Genomic DNA, 22,007 nt, shown 5'->3' with positions numbered 1-22,007 from the left:
ACTTCCGCCCGCAGGTCGTCGGCTCTGCGTCGCGTCGCTACTAGCTTCAGACTTGCGCGACGGCGGAATCGGTCACGCACGGCCGCATCGAGCCTCTGTCCGATGACCAGCATTGTTCACTCTGTCGTCCGATGGTTTTGAGTGCTCATTGCAGCAGATGTAATCAGGTCCGCGAAGCCGATAGTTCCCACCGCTGGTGATCGCGACCAAGCACAACGGGTTGATGCCCAGACCTTGGTTGACCGATGCCTCGAGCGCCGCGCCGTAGGGCTGGTGGGCGAAGATGGTCGACTCGTACAGGGTCTTGTCGTGAACGGCCGCGGGCGATGGGGAACGGTCCGCCGAGCGGGTCAACTCCCGAAACGGCTACCGCCACCGCGATTTCGACACCCGCGTCGACACGATCGACGTGGCGATCCCAAAACTGCGTTAGGACAGCTACTTCTCGGACTGGCTGCTCGGAGCGCCGCAGACGCACCGAACGGGCACTCAACTCGGTCGTTGCGACCTGCTATCTGCTGGACGTTTTTCCATCCGCCGCAGGTGTCGATGATGGCCCGCGACCTGGACGCCCAGGTCGAAGCGTTCCGAAGCTGGCGTTCTTTCGCGATCTGGTCGCAGCCGTCGGCGCGACGCTGCCCGGTGCGGCCGGGCAGCGGTGGCGCACCCACTACACGGTCAACCTGATGTCGGTCTGCCCGAAAAGTTCTTGGTCGTGGGTGCGCACGCTGCTGCACCCGGTGTTTGACCAGGCCGAACCGGAATCTGTTGCCGCGCAATACGACCGGATGCTCGACGCGCTCGAACAGAAACTGTCGAAAGTGCATGATCACCTCGACAACGCCCGCGCGGATCTGCTGGCGTTCACCGCGTTCCCGAAGCAGATCTGGCGCCAGATCGGGTCGAACAACCCCCAGGAACGGCTGAACAAGGAAATCCCGCGTCGCACCGGCGTCGTCGGCATCTTCCCCGACCGCACCGCCATGATCCGACTCGTCGGCGCGGTCCTAGCCGAGCAGCACGACGAATAGATCGAAGGCCACCGCTGCCTCGGCCTGGGCGCCTGGCCCGCTCCCGCTGCCTCACCGACACCACTGAACAACCCAGAATTCGATGAGCTTTGGCCTCGCATCAGCCAGCGTTCTCGCAGAGATCCGTAAGCGAGGATCGATGAGTAACAAGCCATCGGACAACTCCGAGGACGATGATCTCCAGGTTGCTGAGACTGGGCTGGTTCCTGGTAATGCTGGAGAGCCTCGGAGCCGCAGAACCGTGCTGGTCCGAGCCCTCCAGGGCACGGGCCATTCCAATGGAATAGGAGTAGAACGGCGTCTGCATAGCTCAGGTCTTAAACGCGCCGTTAGATGACGGCGCATCAAGTGGGTGCGCGTCAGGCGGTCATCGGCGCGAGCTAGCACTCGCCGATTCTGTCGCGCTCGCCTCGGTCGGCGTAGTAGCGATGACGCTGGACGGGTGTCTCAGTACTGGCTGGCGTGATCGGCGGTGGCGGGGGTCGGTGGCTTGCTGGCGGCCGCATCCAGGCGGCGCGCGAGGACGTGATCGAGCAGTTCGGCGACGGCGCGGGTCGCGATCAACCTGGCGATTGCGAGGTCCGATGTCAGCTTGGCGCGGTCCTGGGCGGTGTGTGCCGAGCGTTCGAATCGACGAATTGCCAAGGGCGTGAACAGGTCGGCGAAATATCGTTCGGCGACGCTGTCGCAGTCCGCTCGCAAGTGCTCGATTAATCGCATGGTGTCGGCCGTCGACTGCCCGGCATCGACCAGCCGCACTGCGAGGTCATAGACCTGGGGGCTGTCGATTCGGTAGACATCCAGCGGATCACTATTCTCCAGCAATGCTCGCTTGATCTCATCTGGCAGGTCAGGCTGTTCGTGGGTTCGATCGGGTGTGGCGGTGGGGTCGAGCGCCGGTGCACCGGTGCGGGCGGGGACTCCGAGGACGTCCGCGAGTCCGGCACCGCGATCCCATGCTTCGAGGAGTTCCTTGATCCCGTTCAGCTTCATGCCGCGGCCAAGCAGTCGGCTGATGGTTTGGAGTCGATCGAGGTGTTCTGTTCCGTAGTAGCCGATTCGTCCGCGCACTTCGGGTGATGGCAGCAGTCCGCGTTCGTGATATACACGCACGCTTCGCACCGTGGTGTCGGCGGCACGTGCCAACTCGTCGATAGTGAACTCGGCTTCTTGCGTTGCCATGGTATAAGCAAACCACACTCGGCGCCTTCCGACATGGTGCGCTCACTGACGCTCCGATGTCTGACGGCTCATGGGTGACGGGAATGATGTGCCAACATTCTAGAGAACGTACCGTTGTGTAACGGGACATTCTGGGTTACGGTTCAGATGTCGGTCGTCAGACTGGCATTTCCGGGGACTGTGGAGCAGCCCTGATGAACTACCCCTGCGCTGCGCGCGAAGCGGGTCGCACGTCGGGTCGGCGTGCGCCGTGTATCACCTCGGAGAATGCTATGAGCACCAGCCCTACTTCTGCACCGCGTTACCCTGTGCCGGCCCACGCCGGGGCGGGGGATCCATCACCTGGCCGATCGGCGGTGTCGCCGGTCGAACAGGCGCAGCGGCCGCCGTGCGCCGCAGTGCCCGACTGCTGGGATCTCGATATTGGAAGCCCCGCTTCCTGGCGGATAGCGGTCCAGACGTGCGGGACGTGCCCGCTGCTCGCGAAGTGTCACCAGCTGGCGGAATCGCTGACCGAGCGCGGTCAAGCGCCGCGAGCGATGATCTGGGCCGGCATCGGATATGACAACTCGGGCAACGTCGTAGAAAACCTGGATCGTTATCGCGTTGCCTCGAACGAGCATCGCCGGCTGTTGCGGATTGTCCGCAACGGTGAACGTCGTCCGCGTGCTGATGTGGCGGCCGATATTCCGCGGCGGCACATTGTGCTGGGGCGGGGATTGAAGCCGACCGGCACCTAGATGTGATCGAATCTCTTGACCAGCAGCAAAATTCGGCGACAGGTGTGGTGATGACCGCTCTGGCTTTGCAGATCGCTCCGGCACGGCTTTCGGCCGCCCGAGTCGGGGCAGATGGAATGTTGGAAGACGCGCGGGATTTGTCGACACCTGACAGTGGCGTGTGGGAAGAATGCCGCAAACTGTTGTCGGACTTGACTTCTGGCGACGAGGTCACCGGTGTGGGCATCGCCTGTGTGGGGCCGATCGACATGGCGGCCGGGGTCGCCGCACCGCCCACTGTTCCGGATTGGCTGTCGGGGTTCGAACTGGGTGAAGCGGTTCGAGAGTTATTTCCTGCGGCTTCGATCCGTATCGCTCTCGACGGAGTTTGCCATGCGCTGGCAGAGCAACTGTTCGGAGCGGCACGGGGCGTGCCCGACACGGTGGTGGTCTCGGTGTCCTCCGGTATCAGTGGCGGCGTCATGATGGGCGGTTTCGTGGCCGTGGGCCGAACCGGCAATACGGGCCATATCGGGCATGTTCTGGTTCCCGGTTTCGACGAGCCGTGCCTGTGTGGCGGGCGGGGCTGTCTCGAAGCGATCGCCAGTGAACCTGCAATAGTCGAGTGGGCCCGGAGGCAGGGCTGGTCAGGAGCATCCGTCGCGGATCTGGCGGTCGCAGCGGGTGCGGGGGACCCCGTCTCAACGGCTGCCCTGGGGCGAGCTGGCACCGCATTGGGCCGGGCACTGGCGTCGGCGGCCGCGCTACTCGACATCGGCCTGGTCGTAGTTGGCGGGGAGGTTGCCGCAACGGGCTCGGCGTTCTGGGACCCGATGGGTGAGGCAGTGGCCATTCATGCTCGATCAAGCTTCCTCACTGGATTGCGGGTTGTGCCTTCGCCGCTCGAACGGCCTGTTCTCGCTGGTGCGGGCATCCTCGCGACACCGGCTCCGGCATAAAGCTTGCGGGTGGGACTCATCGACGGTTCGCCGCGCAGATGATGTTCGCCTTCGGACCTGTGTAGGCAACCGTGGGATGCATTGAACGGACCGTTAGCTGATGGTACATTGCACCCGCAGTCGTATGAGCCCTTAACTGGTGCGTTCCGGGGAGCGGGCGCCCGCACGGGTATCTGATGAGGGAAGTGACCCGGTGATTCCATGGGTGACGGTGGAAACGCTGGCTACCGACACCATGTCGGTGGTCACGGTGGGGGACGCTCCTAGGGATTTCGCCAGTCATCATCGAGTTCTACAGCGGTTGCTGGCGAAAACGCCCGCGGTCTACGACGGGATCACCACTCGCGGTGTGGTCGAAGCGCTCACCTCAGCACGCTCGGACGCCAGAAATCTAGACTTGGTCATACCCACGTCGACCGAGCCGTACAAACTTCTGATCCGCCCCGTGCCTGGGCCGGTGGGCGACGTGCACGGGGTGCGGTTCTGGCTCGGGCCCGCAGCGGACGTGCCGCCCCCGCTGCGACCGGCGGTAGGGGCGATCTGGGATCTAGACACACAGACAATTCATCAGCCACCCCAACTGACGACACTGCGGGGTGTGTCCGCTGCGGAATTCGTGCCACGCGCCTCAATTGCCGAGCTGTTTTATCGGCTGTCATTGTTCGATCGTCACGCCGAAGTGCTGGATCTGCTCTACGACCCGATTCCTGGGGAGAAATTGCAGATCGATGCCACTGTGGGACCTGGGGCCGTGGCAGGCACCGCGGCCCGATGGCGAATAACCATGCGTGCTCGAGATGATGAGCGAACGCGGGGGGCTTGGTGGCTCATCGAGGACATCACGTCAGACGATTCTCCGACCAGATGGCCAACCTTGGAGTATGTCGGTCTGCGCGAAGCCCACCGCCGCGCAGGGACACATCTCGCGATCGTCCAGCTCGCATATACCAGTATTTCGCACTGGCTGACCGACCCGGCCCCCTGGATACGCTGGGACTACCTGTTCCATCCGGTCGATGTGTTCCATCCGGATGACCGCGGTCGTCTGACTGCACTCGGTGATCGGCTCCGAGCAGGTGAAACGGCGGGGATCACGGTACGGGCACTCAACTACGCCGGTGGTCATACACCAACGTTGCTGATGCTGTATCCCTACCCCGGATACTCGACTCGTCAGTTGGTGATCGGGCAACTGGTGCGAGCCGCGTCGGATGTTCCGGTGACCGAAACCCATCGCCATCTGATGGAAATCACTAATCATCGACAACCGGTTGGTTATGACGAGCAATTGCTGCGTCGGTTGGAAGGACAGCGATATCCGGGAATATCGCCTGACCGTACTGTCCCCAGTCGTGGGAGCAACTAGCAAACTGAGGCCGGTCGGTTCTCGATACCATTTCGAGGGTGCGAACAGTACCTGGCGGTCATGTGGATACGGGCGAGGCTCTGCTGCGCCGTATGGCCGCTCAGCGGAGGCGTGGCGACATAATTGTCGGCGTTCTGGCAGTACTCGCTGTCCTCGGTGGTGGGCACACGGTTCTCGGTTGGTTGCTGCCCGGCACAACGGGTGAGTCCTCGAGTGAGCAGATGGTGTCGATCATCGGACACTCACAGCTGGCCGAGTCGTTCGCAGAAGAATTCGTGGTGGCATACCTGACCGCAACCGCAGGTGAGCAGGATCGAGTCAACCGCTATGTTTCCGCCGATCAGCAGGTCGCTCTGCCGCGCACGGCGAAGCAGCTATCCGGCTCGAGCGTAGTTCACGTCCGGCTGACCAGGACGATCGGTGATCTGGAAATCTGGTCGGTCACCGTCGCGGTAGCGAGCAAGGGCGCCATAGGAGATCGACAGTTCTATCGTGTAGCAGTCTCGGTTACCAATGGTGCGCTTCGCGCGCTCGCATTACCTGCGCAGGTGCCGCCGCCCCGTCAAGGTTTCAGCCTTGCTCTCGCCTACTCCGTACCGTGTGCCCCCGACTCTCCGCTCTCCACGGTCGCTGCGGGGTTCCTCCAGGCGTTCCTCGCTGGTTCCGGCGATATCAATCGCTACCTGACCACGGATGCCGGTATCACCGCGCTGACCCCGCCCCCGTATTCGCAGCTGGAAGTGTTGTCCGTCAAGTCGACCGATTCGCAATGTGGCGCAGGCGGTTCGCGCGGGCAGGTACTGGCCACCGTCGCGCCGAAGGCCGGTGGCGAGACCGCGCTGACGTTGGTCTATCCGTTGACGATGGTCCGAGCCGGAGGTCAATGGCAGGTGGAGGCGATGGACACGGTCCCGGTGCTTGCCGAACCGGTCGCGTTGTCCACCGACGATCTCGGAGTGGTTGCGGGCGCCAGCACGACCACGACTCCGACATCGACAGCGGTGGCGATACCGCGTGCGACACAGAAGTAGCCAGCGAAAGTGGACTCATCATGGCAAGTAATCTGGGCAACCTGCTCTATGGAGTGCTGCTCTGGATCCGCTGGGTGGGGCTGATCCTGATCGCCATCGTCGCTGTCGGGTTGCTCATCTCCGATGGCGCCAAGACGAAACTGTCGCCGAACCGGATCTTCGTGGTCGCCGCGTCGGCGCTGCTCGCGGCGGTCATGATCTGGGTGACGCCCACCTTGATCAATTACGCCCGCAAGGACGCCAACATGTATGTACCCAACTATCCGGTCGGTACGTACCAATGACCGAAGTGATCAAGGTGTTCACTCCGATCAAACGGGTTCCGACACTGATCGGAAAGGCGCAGAACGGACAGCGGCTGCCGTTCGGCCCGTACACGCTCCCACAAATTGCGGGCGGGGTCGTGATCATGGTGATCAGCTCCGTGTGCGCCATGAGCTTTCCTATCAATCCGGCCATCACTTTCGTGACTGGACTCATCGTGACCGGGTTCTCGGTGTTCGTCCTCGGCCTAGTGCCGTACACCGGTGTCCGACTGTTGTCCCGAGCACTGTGGATGGGCCGGCTCCTTGTCATCCGCAAACCGGTGTCGGCGTCGGGCATGCCCGCCGATGCCGACGGCCCCACACTGTTCGTCGACGAAACAGTGGTGATCATGCTTTCTGATCGTGAGACTGCCGAACGCCCGCGTGTTGAGCTGCTCTCGGCGACTTCACCGTCCGGACCCGAGGACATCTCTGATGACGTTCGGACGTGACATTCAGCCCACCGCAGCCATACGAGGGAACCTTCAATTCACGCGTGCGGGTCTGGTGACCGCGACGTACTTCGTCAGTCCCCTCGGTTACGGACTGCGGAGGTCGAGTGACAAGTTCGACGTGAAGATGGCTCATCATGCCCTGATCAACAACGTGCCGGACGGTTCGCTGTTGTTGGGGATCCAGGCACGGTTGAACACCGTCGATGTGCTCGAGAAGATGGTCGAAGGGGTCGACCTCGACGAATGCGAAGACTATGCCGCGGAAGTGGTCGCCGCCTATGACCGCGTGCGAGCTATCAAGCCGAGGACGCGGATCTTCCTGCTGTCGATTCCGGTTGGGACTGTCACCTCGGGAATCTCGTCGTTTACGCGGATGTGGCGGCGGACCACGACGGTGGACGTGGCGGCGATCTCACAGGCAGAACTGGATTCCTATCAGGAGAAGGCGAACGAGGTTCTGTCGCGGATCGGCGGTGATTTCGACCTGCGTCCGGTGCCCGCCGCGGTCTTTCAATGGTTGTGGGAGCACTACCTGACACGTGGCGCGGCGGAGGATCCGGTCGCTCCCACCCGGACCGGGGCGCTCGAAGATGCCACGGCGGCGGTGTTCCGGCCGGCCGTGCTCGATGAAGGCGCCCAAGCCGACCGAGACGGTCGTATTCGCCCGTCCTTCACACCCGTGATCAAGGTGGTGCAGCCGGACTCATCGATTCGGCCGTCCTACCAGGCACTGTTGACACCACGTTCGTTTCCCTACGCGGGTATGGCCTTTCCCGGTAGCAGCGAGTTCCTGAGTGTGCTCGACGGATTGGGTGATGTCACCGTCGACTGGGCGGTGCGGGTGTCGACGAAACCGGCCGACGCGGTCATCAAGAGCAATGAGGTGAGCCTGCGGCGGCTCGGTGAACAGATGGACCAACGGGATCAGGAGGTCTCTTTCGCGCAGAACACCTTGATGTCGAAGGCGCGGATGCTTGGTGAGTACAACAGTCACTTCGAGGTGAACAGCGGCGAATCGGAGGTGTCGTTCACGGTCGTGATCGCGGTCGGAGGATCGTCACGTGACGTCACGTTGGATGCGGTCAATACGCTCAAGCGCCGGTACAAGCGGTTTCAGATCGAGGTGACCGCGCCGGTGGGTGCGCAGGTCGATTTGTGGACGATGCTGATCCCCGGCAGCCCGCCGCGCCGGGCGTATGAGGACTTCGCCCACATCGTGCCTTCGGATATGTGGGCGGGTTTCGTGCCCTTCACCACCAGCCAGGTCGGGGACGACAGCGGCCCGGTGATCGGTGTGAACCTGCTGTCTGGGCACTACGAGCCCATCCATTTCGGGATCATGGAAGCCGCGCTGCACGATCTTTCGGCGTCGTTCGCGGTGACCGGTGAACTGGGGTCGGGCAAGTCCTACTTTTTGAAGCTCATGGCGGTGCTCGTCCACGATATGGGAGGGCAGTTCCTGGCCATCGATCGTAGTCAAGTAGGGGAATGGGAACATTTCGCTAGCGCGATCGACGATGCCGTTGTGATCGATCTGTCGAATCCGACTGTGTCACTGGACCCTTTGCGGCTTTTCGACCCGCGGGTAGCGGGGGAGCGGACCCTGGATTCGATTCTGCCACTGCTCGATCTGTCGCCGACTCATGGTGCCGGTGCCGCGGCCAGCAGCCTGTTGACGCCAAGAGGCATTGCCGAGCACGGCATTCGCAGCATGCTCGACCTCTACCGCACCGCGGGACGGTTGCGTGATCAGCCGGGTACCGGGCCGGATCTCGGTGATCTCGCGGTTCGGCTCGCGACGATCATCGACCGGGTTCCGGTGCTGTTCGATTCGGCATTGCCTCCGTTGCAGCTCACCGCCGCGGCGACGGTGATCCGCAGTCACAATCTGGCACTCCCCTCCGCGGAGGAGTTGACCACGCCGCATCTCTACGGTCGTCTGCCGCTGACGAAAAGACTTGGAACGGCGCTGTACGAGCTTGTTGGTGTCACAGCACGGGAGGCATTTCTCAGTGACAACGGCAGATTCGGCATGCTGGTCGGCGATGAGGCGCATCATTTCACGCAAACCCACGTCGGCGCCTCTGTGACTTCGGATTTCAGCCGGGACGGACGAAAGCACCTGGCTGCGATCGGACTGGCGTCCCACGATCCGGCGGCGGACTTCCAAGGGGCGGCGCACCATCTGATCCCCAACCGGTTCGTCTTTCGTCAACGTGACGAAACGCTGGCACGTAACAGCTTGGCCTGGTTGGGGGTAGATCTCGATGAGGCGCCGTTCCTGTTGCAGGTTTTGCGGGAAGAGACCTCTCCACCGGTGGGGCCTGGTCGTCAGGTACCTGTGGAGCGCCGCGGCGAGATGTTCATGCGGGACGCGTTGAACCGAATCGGACGCGGCAAGGTTCTCGGGCCCGCGCGCAACGATCGCGCCGCAGCGATCACCAGCACCCCCAGAACCGCCCGCGGGACGGCGCCTCTGCCGGCACGCGAGGTGACCCACCGTCAATCGCAGCGTAATCGTTTGTAGAGATAGGAGTTTCGATGTTCAGGCTCCTCGGTTGGGTTCCGCTTCGCGTGCAATTGCCCGCCATGGTGGTGGTGCTGCTCGGCAGCGTTGTCGTCGTTGTCGTGGCCGCCATGTGCGGCGTGAATTCGGCCGTGCTGTCGGATCTGCGCTACCAATGCGACAGTGCAATCGGGCCCGAATCCAAGACTGCGGTGTCACCCCGGTCGGTTCTGTCGCAGGGTGACGGAGATGGCGGAGGCGGCCACTTCGAGCGGCCGTCTGGGTTGCCGATGACCAACCCCTATGCGGAACAGACTATTCCGCAGAGCGGTCCATATGTATCGTCGTGGCTGCGTGACTGCCTGACCGCGATGCGATTCGCGCCGTATCAAGCACCGGCGCTGCAAACCCCCGCCGTGGGCATCGGCGTCGCCTGCGCTCGCCGGATCGCTCTCCAATTGGTCGGTCAGGTGCTGACCGCCGATGCAGGCGGTGACCTACCCGGTGATCGCGCCTTGCCGAGATACCTTGCCTACCACGCGTCCGTCGCCGAAGTGTCGGGCCGATGCGACGTGCCCGACGACCCCGATGATGCGTGGGCTATGACGGGCGTACCGGACCCAATCCGGGAACCGTGTGCGAACCCCCTGTCGCAGGGCACCGCGCCGACGGTCGTCGTACTCCCGGACACCATTGCCGCGCAAGGGATGTGCGGTCAGCGAGTCGAATATACCGCGACCTCAGCGGGTGATCTCGTCTTCTGGGACTATCGCGACAACGCTCCGACACAGGTCGGCGTCGCAGTGGAATCCACGTCGATGGTGACCATGGACTCGGCGACGAACCGAGTCGTCCAACTGCCTCTTCCGTGGGGAACCGATGTTCGGGTCAAACGTGTGCTGCCCAGTGACGCGACGTGATCGCACTGTTGGCGTCATACCGAGACTCCGGTCATAAGTGATGCAATATTGTTTGCGTTTGACATCCTTTGGCTTCGAGCATCGCCAGAACTTCTCTCGTAAAACTGATCAAATGCTTCTGCTGCAGCCGCTGGCGAATGGGTGGACTTGATCTTCTGGAACGCGACAGATTCCGAACCTTGCATTTCGTGCATCATGAAATCGACCTGGACACGCCAATCGGTGACAGGCTTCCCTTGAGCAGCTGCGAACGCCTCGAGTCGGTCACGGCGGCCGCCCTCCCACTGGCACAAGCCGATTGCCCCCTCGCCTTCGTTGTAGGCATCGGTTTTGAAATCCGATTCGGCCTGCATGTTTCCGAGGATTCCAGCTGCTTGCGCGGGGGTGAAGCCGTATTTTGTGGTCAGGTAGTCGTAAATCTCCTTGACCTGAACCTGCTGACCAGCGGTGATCTGACGCGGCTTTCCGTAGGACCCGGCGCGTGCATTGGGCGATCCTACTCCCCCTGTACGGCTGCTACTCCATGGTGAGCTGAGGGGGCTGCTGCTGACCGGATATGTCGGGGCTGGCGTGTAGCCTCCGCCCTGCGTGCTCGGGATAGGCACGCCACTGGCTGCTGAGAGCAGTTTTTCCTGCGCATCGGACACCGCCATTGCGGCCTTATCCACGATGTCGCAGACATCGGACATGGTTGCCAGCTGCTCATCGTTTGTCGGATGAGCTGTGACAATTCTCAAACGGCCATCGATTGCATTCGCGGATCTCTCTACTTCATTGCGAGCAAGGTTAGCGATCCTGGCTGACTTAGCAGCAATGTCTGCGATCTGGATATCCAGTGTGTTCAGGTGCTCCTGATACTTCCCCACCTGCTCCTTGTTGGCCTTGTACGCGGTCTCCATTTCGCTGGTTGCCAGCTGCTGCAAGCCCATGCCGCTCAAGCTCTTCAGGGTAACCGTCTCGGCGGAACCATTGCCAACCTTGTCCAAAAGATCTCGGAGAATCGATTCCGTATGTGTGACAAACTCATTGAGCAACGGAGCGTCGAGGACTCGGTGCAGAGAAATCGCGGTCGCCATGATTCACCTCCCGCGATGCGCGCTGCTGCCGCGGCGCCTGTCCGAGAACACGAGCTGCATACCACTCAGATTCCCACTCGCATCCTGCCTGCATGTCCCCACCGGTGAGAAAGCGACCGCTCGGCTAACAATGCTGGCCCGCCCCCAACCGGCTCCAGCGCGACATCAGTGGCCGAGGACTGCCGAGTCCCGACTTGCCACCACCGGGAAGTCGACGATGGGCTGGATACAGTCCGACCATGAGCCGTCGAAAGCGCTCCTGGACATGCCTTGGCATCGCGAGCGCACTCGTGCTCGGCCTTCTCGCCGGCTGCTCGCTGGACTCGGGTGACGAGCCGTGCGTTACCCAGCCCAACGGCACGCCGGTGACCGGGAAGAACTGGGCATCGGTCAGCGGCGGCCCGAAGAACTTGGCGACGAACCCTGAAATCGACTCCAGCTACCGATCCAGTATGGTGCCGGTCCGCGGTCGAACCTTCGCGGTGTCGACCGCGAACCCTCATGCGACAGAAGCGGCCTGCCAGGTGCTGCGGGCTGGCGGCACTGCCGCAGACGCGCTGGTTGCCGCCCAGATGGTACTCGGCTTGACCGAGCCACAGTCGTCCGGAATCGGCGGCGGTGCATTCACCCTCTATTACACCGCCGCTACCGGCACGGTCGATGCCTACGACGGCCGCGAGGTCGCTCCCCAGGGCGCCAGCGAAAACTATCTGCGATGGGTGAGCGAGACCGATCATCGTGAGCCGCAGCCGAATCCGCGCGCCAGCGGCCGCTCGATCGGCGTCCCGGGTGTGCTGCGAATGCTCGAATTGCTGCATTCCGAGCATGGCTGGCGGCCCTGGCGTGAACTGTTCGCTCCGGCGATCACACTGGCCGACCGGGGATTTCCGATCAGTCGGCGGCTGGCCGACCAGATCGCTGCCTCGGCATCGGATCTTGCGCGCGACCAGGCCGCACGCGAGTACTTTCTTCGCGCCGACGGGTCCGGCAAGCCCACGGGATCCAGGCTCACCAACCCCGGGATGTCGAAAACCCTGAGCGCCATCGCCTCCGAGGGCGCCCGCGCGTTCTACAGCGGTGCGATCGCCGAGGACATCGTCGCCTCGGTGACCACGACCAGCGGTGACCGTACCCCCGGGGTGATGACCGTCGCCGATATCGAAAACTATCAGCCCAAGAAGCGCACTGCACTGTGCACGGTGTACCGCCGCCACGAGATCTGCGGTATGCCGAATCCTTCGTCAGGCGGCATCGCCGTCGCGGCTATCCTCGGCATCCTCGAGAGCTTCGACTTACCGGCCCTGCCGCCCACCGGCATCGACCGCAATGGTGGAGTGCCGCGCCCCGAGGCGGTGCATCTGATCACCGAGGCCGAACGCCTCGCCTACGCCGATCGCGACAAATACGTCGCCGACCCGGATTTCGTCCCTCTGCCCGGCGGATCACCGAGCGCGCTGGTGAATCTCGGTTATCTGCGGCAACGGGCGCTGCTGATCAATCGGCTGCACACCATGGGAACCGCCGCACCCGGGGAGTTCGGAGCCGAGCTCGGTGTCGGCCCACAGCCCCGCGAGCACGGCACCAGCCACATCTCTCTGGTCGACAGCTACGGCAACGCCGCGACGATGACGACTACGGTGGAGTCTGCCTTCGGTTCCCTGCACATGGTCGGCGGCTTCCTGCTCAACAATCAACTCACCGACTTCTCGGCCAATCCTGTTGGCACGGAGGGGCTGCCGGTCGCCAACCGATTGCAGCCCGGGAAGCGGCCACGCAGTTCGATGAGCCCCACCCTGGTATTCGACCACAGCACCTCAGGCGAGCGAGGCCAACTGACACACGTCGTGGGGTCACCGGGCGGCGCCAACATCATCCAGTTCGTGGCCGAAGCCCTGATCGGGATGCTCGACTGGCGACTCAACCCCCAGCAGGCTGTGTCTGCCGTTTCGTTCGGCGCCACGAATTCCGCGGTCACGAGTATCGGTGGCGAGCACCCGTCGATCGATATCACCGACAACGGCATGCACGACTCCCTCGTCCGGCGACTACGCCAGCTCGGTCACCAGGTTTCGATCGCACCCCGCATCAGCGGACTCAGCGTAGTCCATCTCGATGGCGCAGGCTGGGCCGGCAGCGCCGACCCGCGCCGCGAGGGCGCTGTACTGGGCGACGGGTAGTACCGTTCCCGACACCGCAACGCGGAGTTCGATCCGGAGGAACCAGGTGCGGCCATGACGTCGAATTGCTCACCATCGCAGCGCAACAGCGCCGCCCCGGTTGCCGACTGGTGGTGCCAGGTGGATATACGCACAGTCCGGAACTGGCTGCGCGGCAATCGGGTCCGTCGTCGGTGGGCATGGTTCATGGCCGTCATGGTTGTGTTGGTGATGGCGAGCATCGGCGCCGATGCGATCGCCGCGGCACAGTCGGGCTCAGGCACAGAAGGCGGAGGCCGCATCGACGGCATCTCGTGGATGGACGTGCGCGATTCCTCAGGCGTGCCGGTGTGGCACTACGACTTCCTCACCAACACCGGGGGAATCACGAACCCGTGGTACACGGCGCTGTCGCTACTGTTGGGCCTGCTGTTCAACCTCTACATGATCATCGTGGTGACCGCGATCTGGCTGATCGGCTTCGTGTTGGAGTTCCGTTGGCTGACCATCTTCCAGCAAATCCTTGGAGGCGTCGCCCGCGGTTTGACGGGGGAGTTGGCCACTCCGATCGTGCTGGCGACGGCCGGCACGATCGGAGCAGTGTTCGTGGGGCACTTCATCGTTCGCGGGTTCTATGCCAAAGCAACGATGCAGGTGGTGACCATGCTCGCCGTCGCGGCCCTCGGAGTGATCTACCTGGCCGATCCGTTGGCCGAGGTGCTGTCTCCGCAGGGGCTGATGCTGCGCGGCAGAGATGTGGGGGTTTCTGTGGCCGCCGGCCTCAACGGCGACGCCCGTCCCAATCCGCAAAATGTGGTGACCTCACTGGAAGGTAGTCTCGCCGACGGGTTCATCCGCCGCCCATTACAGGTATGGAATTTCGGCCATGTCGTCGACGATGTGTCACCGATGTGCCGCTCAGCGTGGTCGACGGCCATGCGCTCCGATTCGGCTACTGCAAAGAATGTGCTGGCCAGCTGCGGTGATCGCGCAGCCTCCAGTCGCGCGGACAATCCCGACATCGACCAGTTGGGCACCGGTCTGCTGTTGCTCATATTCGCGGTCATCCTGCTGCTGTTCGGCCTCTATCTCGCGATGAAGGTCTTGGAGGCCGCTCTCAACGCCGTCTACCACTCCTTCATGGGCATCTTCGGCTTCGCAGCAGGCGGCTTCGTCTACGGCCCAACCCAGACTTTTCTCATCCGGAACATGGTCTTCATCGCCGTGGCCGCCGCGAGGATGGTTGCCTACATCGTTTTCCTCGGGGTCTACCTGATGGTTCTGGCCCGTCTTTTCGGGCAGGCCAGCAGCCAGAACACCATTGCAGTGATGATCATCGCCGGCGTGGTCGAACTGATCGCCATCGTCCAACTGCGCAAGCTCAGCGAAAGCCTGGACCGCGGCAACGACTGGATCACCGAGCGCATTGCCACTGCGTTGGCCGCAGGCAGGCTCGAGGCGGGAGCCGGGGTGCCGCTGGGATTGGGCGGTGGTGCCGATGGCGGGTTCCGGTTCGCCAATATCGACAAGACCCTTTCCAGTGCCAACGGCTCGATCCTGTTGCAGAATCTCATGCGAACGAAGACGCCGATGCAGCCGTTCGCCTCTGCTCTCGAAGGCCCCTACAGCTATCGAATCGCCCAGGCTCGAGAGGCTCGGCGCGCGTTTGCTCGAAACATGGGAACACAGCAGAGGCGGCTTGCTGCGGCTCGGCTCGCCGCCGAGCAACACGGAGGAATCGATACCGCGTACGGCGTCGCGGCGGCGATTCAAGCCGCGATGGATCAGGGGGTGAACCGCTCGGAGGCCGGAGCCCTGGTCCGTGAGCTGGGGGGTAGCAACAACATGGTCAGTGAAGCGATTCGAGTGGGTATTTTGATCGACGACGATCGTCGCGTCTTGCCCTCGACTCCTTATCGCAGAGTCGCTGCCGCGGCGGCTTTGGTGGCGGATCAGGCGATGGTTCCCGGCGGCGGGAGGGTCGGCGAGGCGGAGTATGCAGCGCTTCGCCTATATGCCGAGCGTCTAGCTGGAACCGATCCGGGGTACAACTTGAATGAAGATCCCAATAGAACGGATGCGCAGCGCCAGTTGATTCGTGACCAAGCCGCCTATATCCGCGGATTGGCTCAAAATCCCGCCTACAACTTCGCCGCACGTGATCTTTTTGGAGTAGATGGTGCTGCCAATCCTGGTCCGCCGCTTCCGCCTGGTAGGCTTCCCAACCCTGGCAGCGCTGATTGGGTCGTGGATCCGATTGCGCGCCGACTGGTCATGCATGGCGCCGTAGATGACCTCGTTGGGGCGGTCCAAAATTATGGGATCTCATACCGCACAGCGCCGACCCATAATGACCTTTACGATATTCTCCGGCACGTCCGTGAGATTACGACATACAGCAAGATAGACTCCAGTATCTGAGAGCGGCAGGGCGAATCCAGGGCCCGCTCCCCGCCACGCGCGTCGCACAGTCGTAACGATAGAGCGACATCATCGGATTCGGCAGATCTATGACTCGTCTGAGGTCGGATATCCGATGCAAGGGGAAGAGCATCGAGGCTCTGGATAGGTTTCCCATCAATGGAAACATGCATGGTGAGTGTCATAATACCATTGTGTTGGCTTCTGATCTCAAGTAACTGGGGCCGACAAACCTATCAGTGGCGTCGTCGAATATATATTCCGTGACCAATAGGGCGTTCTCCATAGGAAGGTGAGCCGTGGGCAACACAGTGCAGCTGCCAGCCGTGTCGACAAAGGACGTCGCTGTTGGCATTGCCGGAACCGTCGGAGGCGTCTTCGGTATGGCCGGGAGCCCGCTGATGAGCGGCGTCATCGGTGGTGTTGCCGCGGGCCTTGTCGGTGGTGCCTGGACATACTGGGAAACAGGGGACGTTGGGCGAGCCGCAATGGTTGGTCTTGCCGATGGGTTGTCGACAGGTCTCACGGGCGGAATTCTCGGCAAGCTACTTGGCGGTGCTGTCGCGTCCCGGGGAGTCGCTTGGGCACTGCGAGATTTGTTGCCTCCCGTCCTTGCGGGTGTGACTGGTGGTTTGACGAGCTACTTCGTTGATACAGGCCTTCCACCGGCCCTGCCCACCAAGGTCATTACACCGACCTCCGGGCAGAAATAGAAAACTCATACTGCAGGCAGCGTTAGGAAATTCAGCTTGTCCATCGGCGGTTCGACGAGTGACAATCCCCCCGCCGGCAACGGAAGTAGCAAAAGCGCGGGCGCGACGGGCACAAGTTCGCAATCGAGTTCAGGGAACGCGACATCTATCACCCTGGAGCCGATGCTCATGCCGGATATGAACGCACCCAATTACCCTCACAGGTTTGACTTCTCCTCGTTCACCGAGAATGCGTTTGTCGGGTTGTTTCAATGCATTCGCGAACTCTTCGAGAGTTTCGGTAGTAAGTCGATATCATCCGTTCCGGAACATCCACCAGTTCCGGAAATCGCAATGGATCCGAAGGTGCTCCAGCGTTTTAAGGACTACGGTGGCGCGGCAGCCCGCTTACGCTCGGCTTATCACAACTTGCGCGAGGCTGAAGAACTGATACTAAAATCGACCACAGGACAGCTCGCGGAGCTTTCAAAAGCGGGCAAGATGGCTATAAACACTCTAGTCAAGAGCATAAATGGTAGCGCATCAACTGCTGCTCCTATCGGCGCAACTCAGGATCAACATATGCTGGACTATATAACGAAGGGGCTGACGGAGTCTGAAAAGGCAATGCACGAGGCCTTGGCACAATATTCGAAGGTGGCGAATCAATTGCCATCCAACGGCGACACCAAAGGCAACGGAAACAAACCTCCGCAGACCGATACTGGGAAGCCGACCAGCAACCCTCCAACTCAGACGACAAACTACGATCCTCCAAACATTTCGCCACAGTTTCCGTCCTATGATCACGGAACCGGAGGATTGGGATCCGGATCTACGTACCCACCGTCGATCGCGTCGGGCAGCGAACCGGGAGCGAGCATGCCGGGAATGGACATGCTGTCCTCGATGCTGCCGATGATGATGCAGCAGGCGATGGCCAGGCAGGCGATGGACCAGGAGCAAGCGGATGTCGGGGACCTTGAGCGGAGACTGCGCGATGGTGAGGGCATGGACGAGCCGCCGGCTGTGACGCCCGCGGTGACTGGACCTGCCCAGGCCAAAGGCAGTCAGCCACCAGCGGTGTCAGCGACACCCGGCCAGACTCCTGGCGGAACGCCCGGCTCCAATACGGGTACTTCCAGCGGCTCTCAGAATCGTCCAGTGGCAGCAGACGGAAGTGTGGAGTACGTATTTCCGGATAATAGGACACAGAGAGTTTCACTGATTGTTGCGCAGGCATTGGATGCTGCATTCGGTAATCGCGCAGGAACCGATGCCAGGGCCGCGTACGAGAAGACATCCGCGAAATGGGTCGAGGGCGAGCGCCCCGGCGAAGAAGCGGATCCATACAAGCTCATTACCGGCGATGTCTCGACGTGGGAGGAACGAACCGCGCTAGTAGTGGTGTGGGGTACGGAAGGCGTCGGGAATCTGGAGCTTGTCGCGGATGGTGAGCTGCGTGCCTTCGCCAACGAGATGCATGACGGTGACGGCGATTTCGGTGCATGGGAGGGCTTCGCTCACCCTCCGGGCATCGAGATCAACGCCCCCGCGACCACAACGGCGGTACCGCCGTCATCATTGTCTTCGCCTCAGGACCAGCCAAATGGCGGTCCTGGGCAACTGAGCTCGGATGTGGCTATGCCATGGGTGTGACACAGACTGGCGGGCGCAATGGCTGACATCACCGGTACCAAGCCGCTGTCCAAGTTGCTTCTCAGCCAGCAGCTCGAGCAGGGGACCTCCCTGGTATCCCCGAATGGAAAGTTTACCCTCACCTTGTTGTCGGATGGCAATGCGTTGATAATCGGCCCCGACGATCTTGGGAAGGTCTGGAATGCCGGGGTAGCGGGACAGAACAAGCTCGATTATGGCGATGGAACTCTGGTCAGCCTGAGTCACAGCTTCTTTCGACTCAATAGCGACGGCAGTGTTGACTTAAGGTACGGCGATTCAGAGGGCATGGTCCATACGTTCTCCGAGAAGAATCCCCATGCAGGACAGATTGTGCTCACGGATACGGGCGCGCTGGAATTGCGGTCCAAAGATGGTCTTTTGATCAAGACTCTGATTCCATCTGTGTTGGATAGCGATGGTGATCATGCCTTTCCAGTCCGGCTGTATCACCCCTATGCGTCACCTGAACTTATCGGGATGATCAATGAAGCCCAGGCTTCGCTGCAGGTCTGCTTCGATTGTTTGGGATCAGGTATGTATGGCTCCTATGAAGACCCGATGATCAAGCTCAAACAGTGGAATCTGGATTCGCCGACCACTTTATCGGCGTCTTCCATGCGCAATGCATATGTGAAACACTCACAGGGAATTGAAGCATGGATCGAAATCTTAAAGAGGCGTGAAAACTATACTGCCGCCACCACCGGTTTAGTTGCTGAGGTTGCACGGGACACATGGTCGAGTATGAAAGAGTGTCTCAGCACGCTGAACGCTCACTTGAAGGAGGCTGATGATCATCCTGAGGGTCGGCCGATCAAAGGTGCATACGATGGGGTCGTGAATCGCAGTCTCGGTGATCGCCAAGAGATGGCGCTGATGCAGGATATAGTTTCAACGTTGCGAAGGACGAACGATATCCTCGTGGGGGCACGGAAGGAGTATGAGCGGCTTTCCGGGGAATATCCCCCCGGCGGTGGCCCTGGACCGGAAACAAAACCGCCACCTGACAAAAACAAACCGCAACCTGACGAAGAGGGCGAAGGCACTACTAACGATAGGCTCCCCTTGGGGGACGCCAGTTCACGCTACCTGATGCCGAGCCTGAAACGGGATCCGTCAGGCGTTGGTGGCACCGCGACACCCGGTGCAGCGAATGGTTCCGATACGGGGTTCGGTTCGCTGGCGGCCATGCTTCCGCTACTGGCAATGATGCTGATGCGCAGAAGCGAAGAACAGGAAGACGACAAGGAATGCGATAAGAAGGACTCGGGCCAAGAGGGAACGGAGGGTGACGGGGACGACAGCGCGAGTGCATCGCAGGCCGATAACTCGAAGCAATCTGACCAGCCCGCCTCGTCGGGTTCTTCCGGGTCGGACAGCGCCGATACGCAGGGCGACGTCGAGCCGTCGGCAGTCCCAGCTACCGAAGACGGGGATGGCGCCGAATCGGCTGTCCCGCCGGAACAGTCCGATGGAGGGTCGGCCGCTGCTACAGGTGCACTCGCGGAGTTTCCGTATGGTGCCAGTGGCGAACCACTGGCCAGCGCCAACGCGTCGGGTGGCCTCACCGACAATCAGACATTTGATGCTCCTGACCTGACAGTGACCGCTGATGGCTGACAACACCAAGACCGTAACTCAGTTGTTGCCCGGTCAGCAGCTGACCGAGGGGATGTCCCTTGTCTCTCCTGATGGCAGCTTCCGACTGGCGGTTTTGTCGGACGGCAATGCCGTCATAACCGGGCCGAGCGATCTCGGCACCGTATGGAACCTAGGGACGGGAGGCAGCTATACCGCCCAGCAGAGCGATGGAACATTTACCAGTATCGGTTCCACGAAGCTGAGCCTCGGCTCGGACGGTGTCCAGTTTCTGTACGGGCCACATACCGATTTCCCGTACAACTTGTTCGATGATGACAATTTCTCGATCGATGCCGTGTCTGAAATCAGGCTCTCCAATGATGGGGCATTGGAATTGGTTATGAAGAACGGTGATGTCAAGACTCTGATAAAGTCCGTCGTCGACGATCGCGATGCCCATTACTATCGTGTACACGTGTATCATCCGCGTGCGGAACCATGGCTTACGGACCTCATCAATCGAACACAAGCGTCGATTCAACTCTGCTTCGACTGCCTCGGATCCGGCAAATATTCGTCCTATCCGGACCCTCTTCAAAAGCTCAGGGAACTAGGTCTCAATGTTTCGACCGACTCGAGCTCATCTCTCGACGAGTACCGAAAACATCGCGCAGGTATTCAGGCGTCGTGGGAGGAACTGAAGAACGAAGACCTGTTCGTAGGAGCGGCAACCGGGGTGGCAGAGCAGATCGCTGTCGCTTCTCGATCCCAGTTGCGTGGCAGCCTTGATCAGCTCAATTCAAAATTGAAGGCGGCCGACGAGAATGCCGTAGGTAAGCTTGTTAAAGGATCGTCGGACGGTGTAACGCACGCCCGTTTGAGTGACGAACAACAAGAGTCGGTCCGAAAAGACTTAATGGTCGCACTTCGAGAGACGTCGAACACCCTTTCAACAGCAGAGCAGGAATATAAGAGGCTGTCGGGGTCGATACCTCCGGGGAAGCCAGGGGGTGGCAGTGGAAAACCGGCAAATGATGGTCAGTACGGTTACGATCCTACTTACCGCGGAGGCAGTAATTACGGTTTGGGTAATGGTAGCGGCATCCCGGCGTGGCCCGATTCACACTCTATCGGCAGTACGGCTGGATCGATTGGTGGGGGAACGCCGGCCAATGGTGGTGGGTCAAATTCCATGGGATCGCTGATGCAGATGATGCAATTAATGCAGATGATGCAGATGATGAATTCTGGCGACCATGAACGCGATGGTCGAAAAAATTCAGATAATCGCCCGGAAGAGACATCAACGACGGTCGCGGAGTCAAGTTCGCCCACTGCTGAGCCACAAGATATTTCGTCCACATCAGAGGAACAGAACACCTCGGACTCTATCGTCCCAGTAATGGGAATGGTTGATTTGAAATTACCGAATGCATCTGGCGCTGGCTCACAGCCCGTCCCGGCGGCGGTTGCCGAAGCCTTGAACCGAGAGCTGAGCAACCCGAACGGCAGCGACGCACGAGCGGCATACCTGGGCACGATGGGCGATGATACGTTAGAGCATCCTTGGGATGTGGTGGGAACTGGGCAGGTAGCCACTGGCGATGTGGTTGAGTGGGAGAACCGCACCGCGGTGATGGTCCGGGACGACACCGGGCTGAAATATGTCGTGAACGGAAATATCGTGCCGCTCGATCCAAATAATCCGATGGATGACGGGCATGGGGCATATGGGAAATTCATCGGCTTCAAGCATCCAAAAGGAGTCGATACTTCACAGTCCGGTCCCGGCGATATGGAATCCTCTGAATCTTTGACGGTTCAGGCCGCTGATGCCCTCTAGATTACAGTGATCAACGGGGAGGTCCGCAACTGGGTGTCATCAGCGGTGGACGCTCGGCTCTTGGGATGCTTTCACTCATCGATT

Annotated in this window: 15 protein-coding genes and 2 pseudogenes; 15 read left to right on the top strand and 2 right to left on the bottom strand. The window is 61.1% G+C overall.

Features of this window, described 5'->3' with window-relative positions; translation table 11 throughout:
• Positions 1-358: 358 nt before the first annotated feature.
• A pseudogene (locus tag AB0H50_RS27590) lies at positions 359-1,028 on the top strand (transposase); the annotation flags it as partial.
• 450 nt (positions 1,029-1,478) lie between these two features.
• Here the strand turns inward: AB0H50_RS27590 and AB0H50_RS27585 are convergent.
• Positions 1,479-2,213 (bottom strand): MerR family transcriptional regulator, encoded by a 735-nt coding sequence (locus AB0H50_RS27585; protein WP_357457974.1) that lies wholly within the window; start codon positions 2,211-2,213, stop codon positions 1,479-1,481.
• Positions 2,214-2,569: 356 nt separating this feature from the next.
• On the opposite strand from AB0H50_RS27585, the gene AB0H50_RS27580 reads away from it, so the two are divergent.
• The 9 genes and pseudogenes from AB0H50_RS27580 (at position 2,570) to AB0H50_RS27540 (ending at position 10,474) form a co-directional block, all read left to right on the top strand.
• Positions 2,570-2,953, top strand: a complete 384-nt coding sequence (locus AB0H50_RS27580; protein ID WP_357457971.1) for a hypothetical protein — start codon at positions 2,570-2,572, stop codon at positions 2,951-2,953.
• A gap of 2 nt (positions 2,954-2,955) precedes the next feature.
• On the top strand, positions 2,956-3,891 hold the full coding sequence (locus AB0H50_RS27575) for an ROK family protein (RefSeq protein WP_357457968.1): 936 nt from the start codon (positions 2,956-2,958) through the stop codon (positions 3,889-3,891).
• Positions 3,892-4,030: 139 nt separating this feature from the next.
• Positions 4,031-4,396 (top strand): annotated as a pseudogene (locus AB0H50_RS27570) (GAF domain-containing protein); the annotation flags it as partial.
• Between the two features lie 93 nt (positions 4,397-4,489).
• Positions 4,490-5,257, top strand: coding sequence for a hypothetical protein (locus tag AB0H50_RS27565; protein ID WP_357458366.1), 768 nt, complete (start codon positions 4,490-4,492; stop codon positions 5,255-5,257).
• A gap of 221 nt (positions 5,258-5,478) precedes the next feature.
• Positions 5,479-6,288 (top strand): conjugal transfer protein, encoded by an 810-nt coding sequence (locus AB0H50_RS27560; RefSeq protein ID WP_357457965.1) that lies wholly within the window; start codon positions 5,479-5,481, stop codon positions 6,286-6,288.
• A 20-nt stretch (positions 6,289-6,308) separates the two neighbouring features.
• Positions 6,309-6,572: a hypothetical protein gene (locus AB0H50_RS27555; RefSeq protein WP_357457962.1), complete on the top strand. Its 264-nt coding sequence runs from the start codon at positions 6,309-6,311 to the stop codon at positions 6,570-6,572.
• Positions 6,569-7,045 (top strand): hypothetical protein, encoded by a 477-nt coding sequence (locus tag AB0H50_RS27550; RefSeq protein ID WP_357457960.1) that lies wholly within the window; start codon positions 6,569-6,571, stop codon positions 7,043-7,045. Before AB0H50_RS27555 ends, AB0H50_RS27550 begins: the two co-directional genes overlap by 4 nt.
• Positions 7,029-9,575 (top strand): ATP-binding protein, encoded by a 2,547-nt coding sequence (locus AB0H50_RS27545; RefSeq protein WP_357457957.1) that lies wholly within the window; start codon positions 7,029-7,031, stop codon positions 9,573-9,575. The genes AB0H50_RS27550 and AB0H50_RS27545 overlap by 17 nt, the downstream gene beginning before the upstream one ends.
• Before the next feature lie 14 nt (positions 9,576-9,589).
• Positions 9,590-10,474 (top strand): hypothetical protein, encoded by an 885-nt coding sequence (locus AB0H50_RS27540; RefSeq protein ID WP_357457955.1) that lies wholly within the window; start codon positions 9,590-9,592, stop codon positions 10,472-10,474.
• A 14-nt stretch (positions 10,475-10,488) separates the two neighbouring features.
• On the opposite strand, the gene AB0H50_RS27535 is transcribed toward AB0H50_RS27540, so the two are convergent.
• Positions 10,489-11,550, bottom strand: a complete 1,062-nt coding sequence (locus AB0H50_RS27535; RefSeq protein WP_357457953.1) for a phage tail tip lysozyme — start codon at positions 11,548-11,550, stop codon at positions 10,489-10,491.
• A gap of 239 nt (positions 11,551-11,789) precedes the next feature.
• Here AB0H50_RS27535 and AB0H50_RS27530 point away from each other — a divergent pair, with 239 nt between their 5' ends.
• The 5 genes from AB0H50_RS27530 (at position 11,790) to AB0H50_RS27510 (ending at position 21,923) form a co-directional block, all read left to right on the top strand.
• On the top strand, positions 11,790-13,727 hold the full coding sequence (locus AB0H50_RS27530; RefSeq protein WP_357457951.1) for a gamma-glutamyltransferase family protein: 1,938 nt from the start codon (positions 11,790-11,792) through the stop codon (positions 13,725-13,727).
• Between the two features lie 54 nt (positions 13,728-13,781).
• Positions 13,782-16,127, top strand: coding sequence for a hypothetical protein (locus AB0H50_RS27525; protein ID WP_357457948.1), 2,346 nt, complete (start codon positions 13,782-13,784; stop codon positions 16,125-16,127).
• A gap of 875 nt (positions 16,128-17,002) precedes the next feature.
• Entirely contained in the window at positions 17,003-18,478 is a 1,476-nt protein-coding gene (locus tag AB0H50_RS27520; protein WP_357457945.1) for a hypothetical protein, read from the top strand.
• 18 nt (positions 18,479-18,496) lie between these two features.
• Positions 18,497-20,119 (top strand): hypothetical protein, encoded by a 1,623-nt coding sequence (locus AB0H50_RS27515; protein WP_357457942.1) that lies wholly within the window; start codon positions 18,497-18,499, stop codon positions 20,117-20,119.
• Positions 20,112-21,923 (top strand): hypothetical protein, encoded by a 1,812-nt coding sequence (locus AB0H50_RS27510; protein WP_357457940.1) that lies wholly within the window; start codon positions 20,112-20,114, stop codon positions 21,921-21,923. The genes AB0H50_RS27515 and AB0H50_RS27510 overlap by 8 nt, the downstream gene beginning before the upstream one ends.
• Positions 21,924-22,007 lie beyond the last annotated feature (84 nt).

The organism is Nocardia sp. NPDC050793 (genome assembly GCF_040654065.1).
GTDB lineage: Bacteria > Actinomycetota > Actinomycetes > Mycobacteriales > Mycobacteriaceae > Nocardia.
This window is presented reverse-complemented; position numbering and strand designations above follow the sequence as displayed.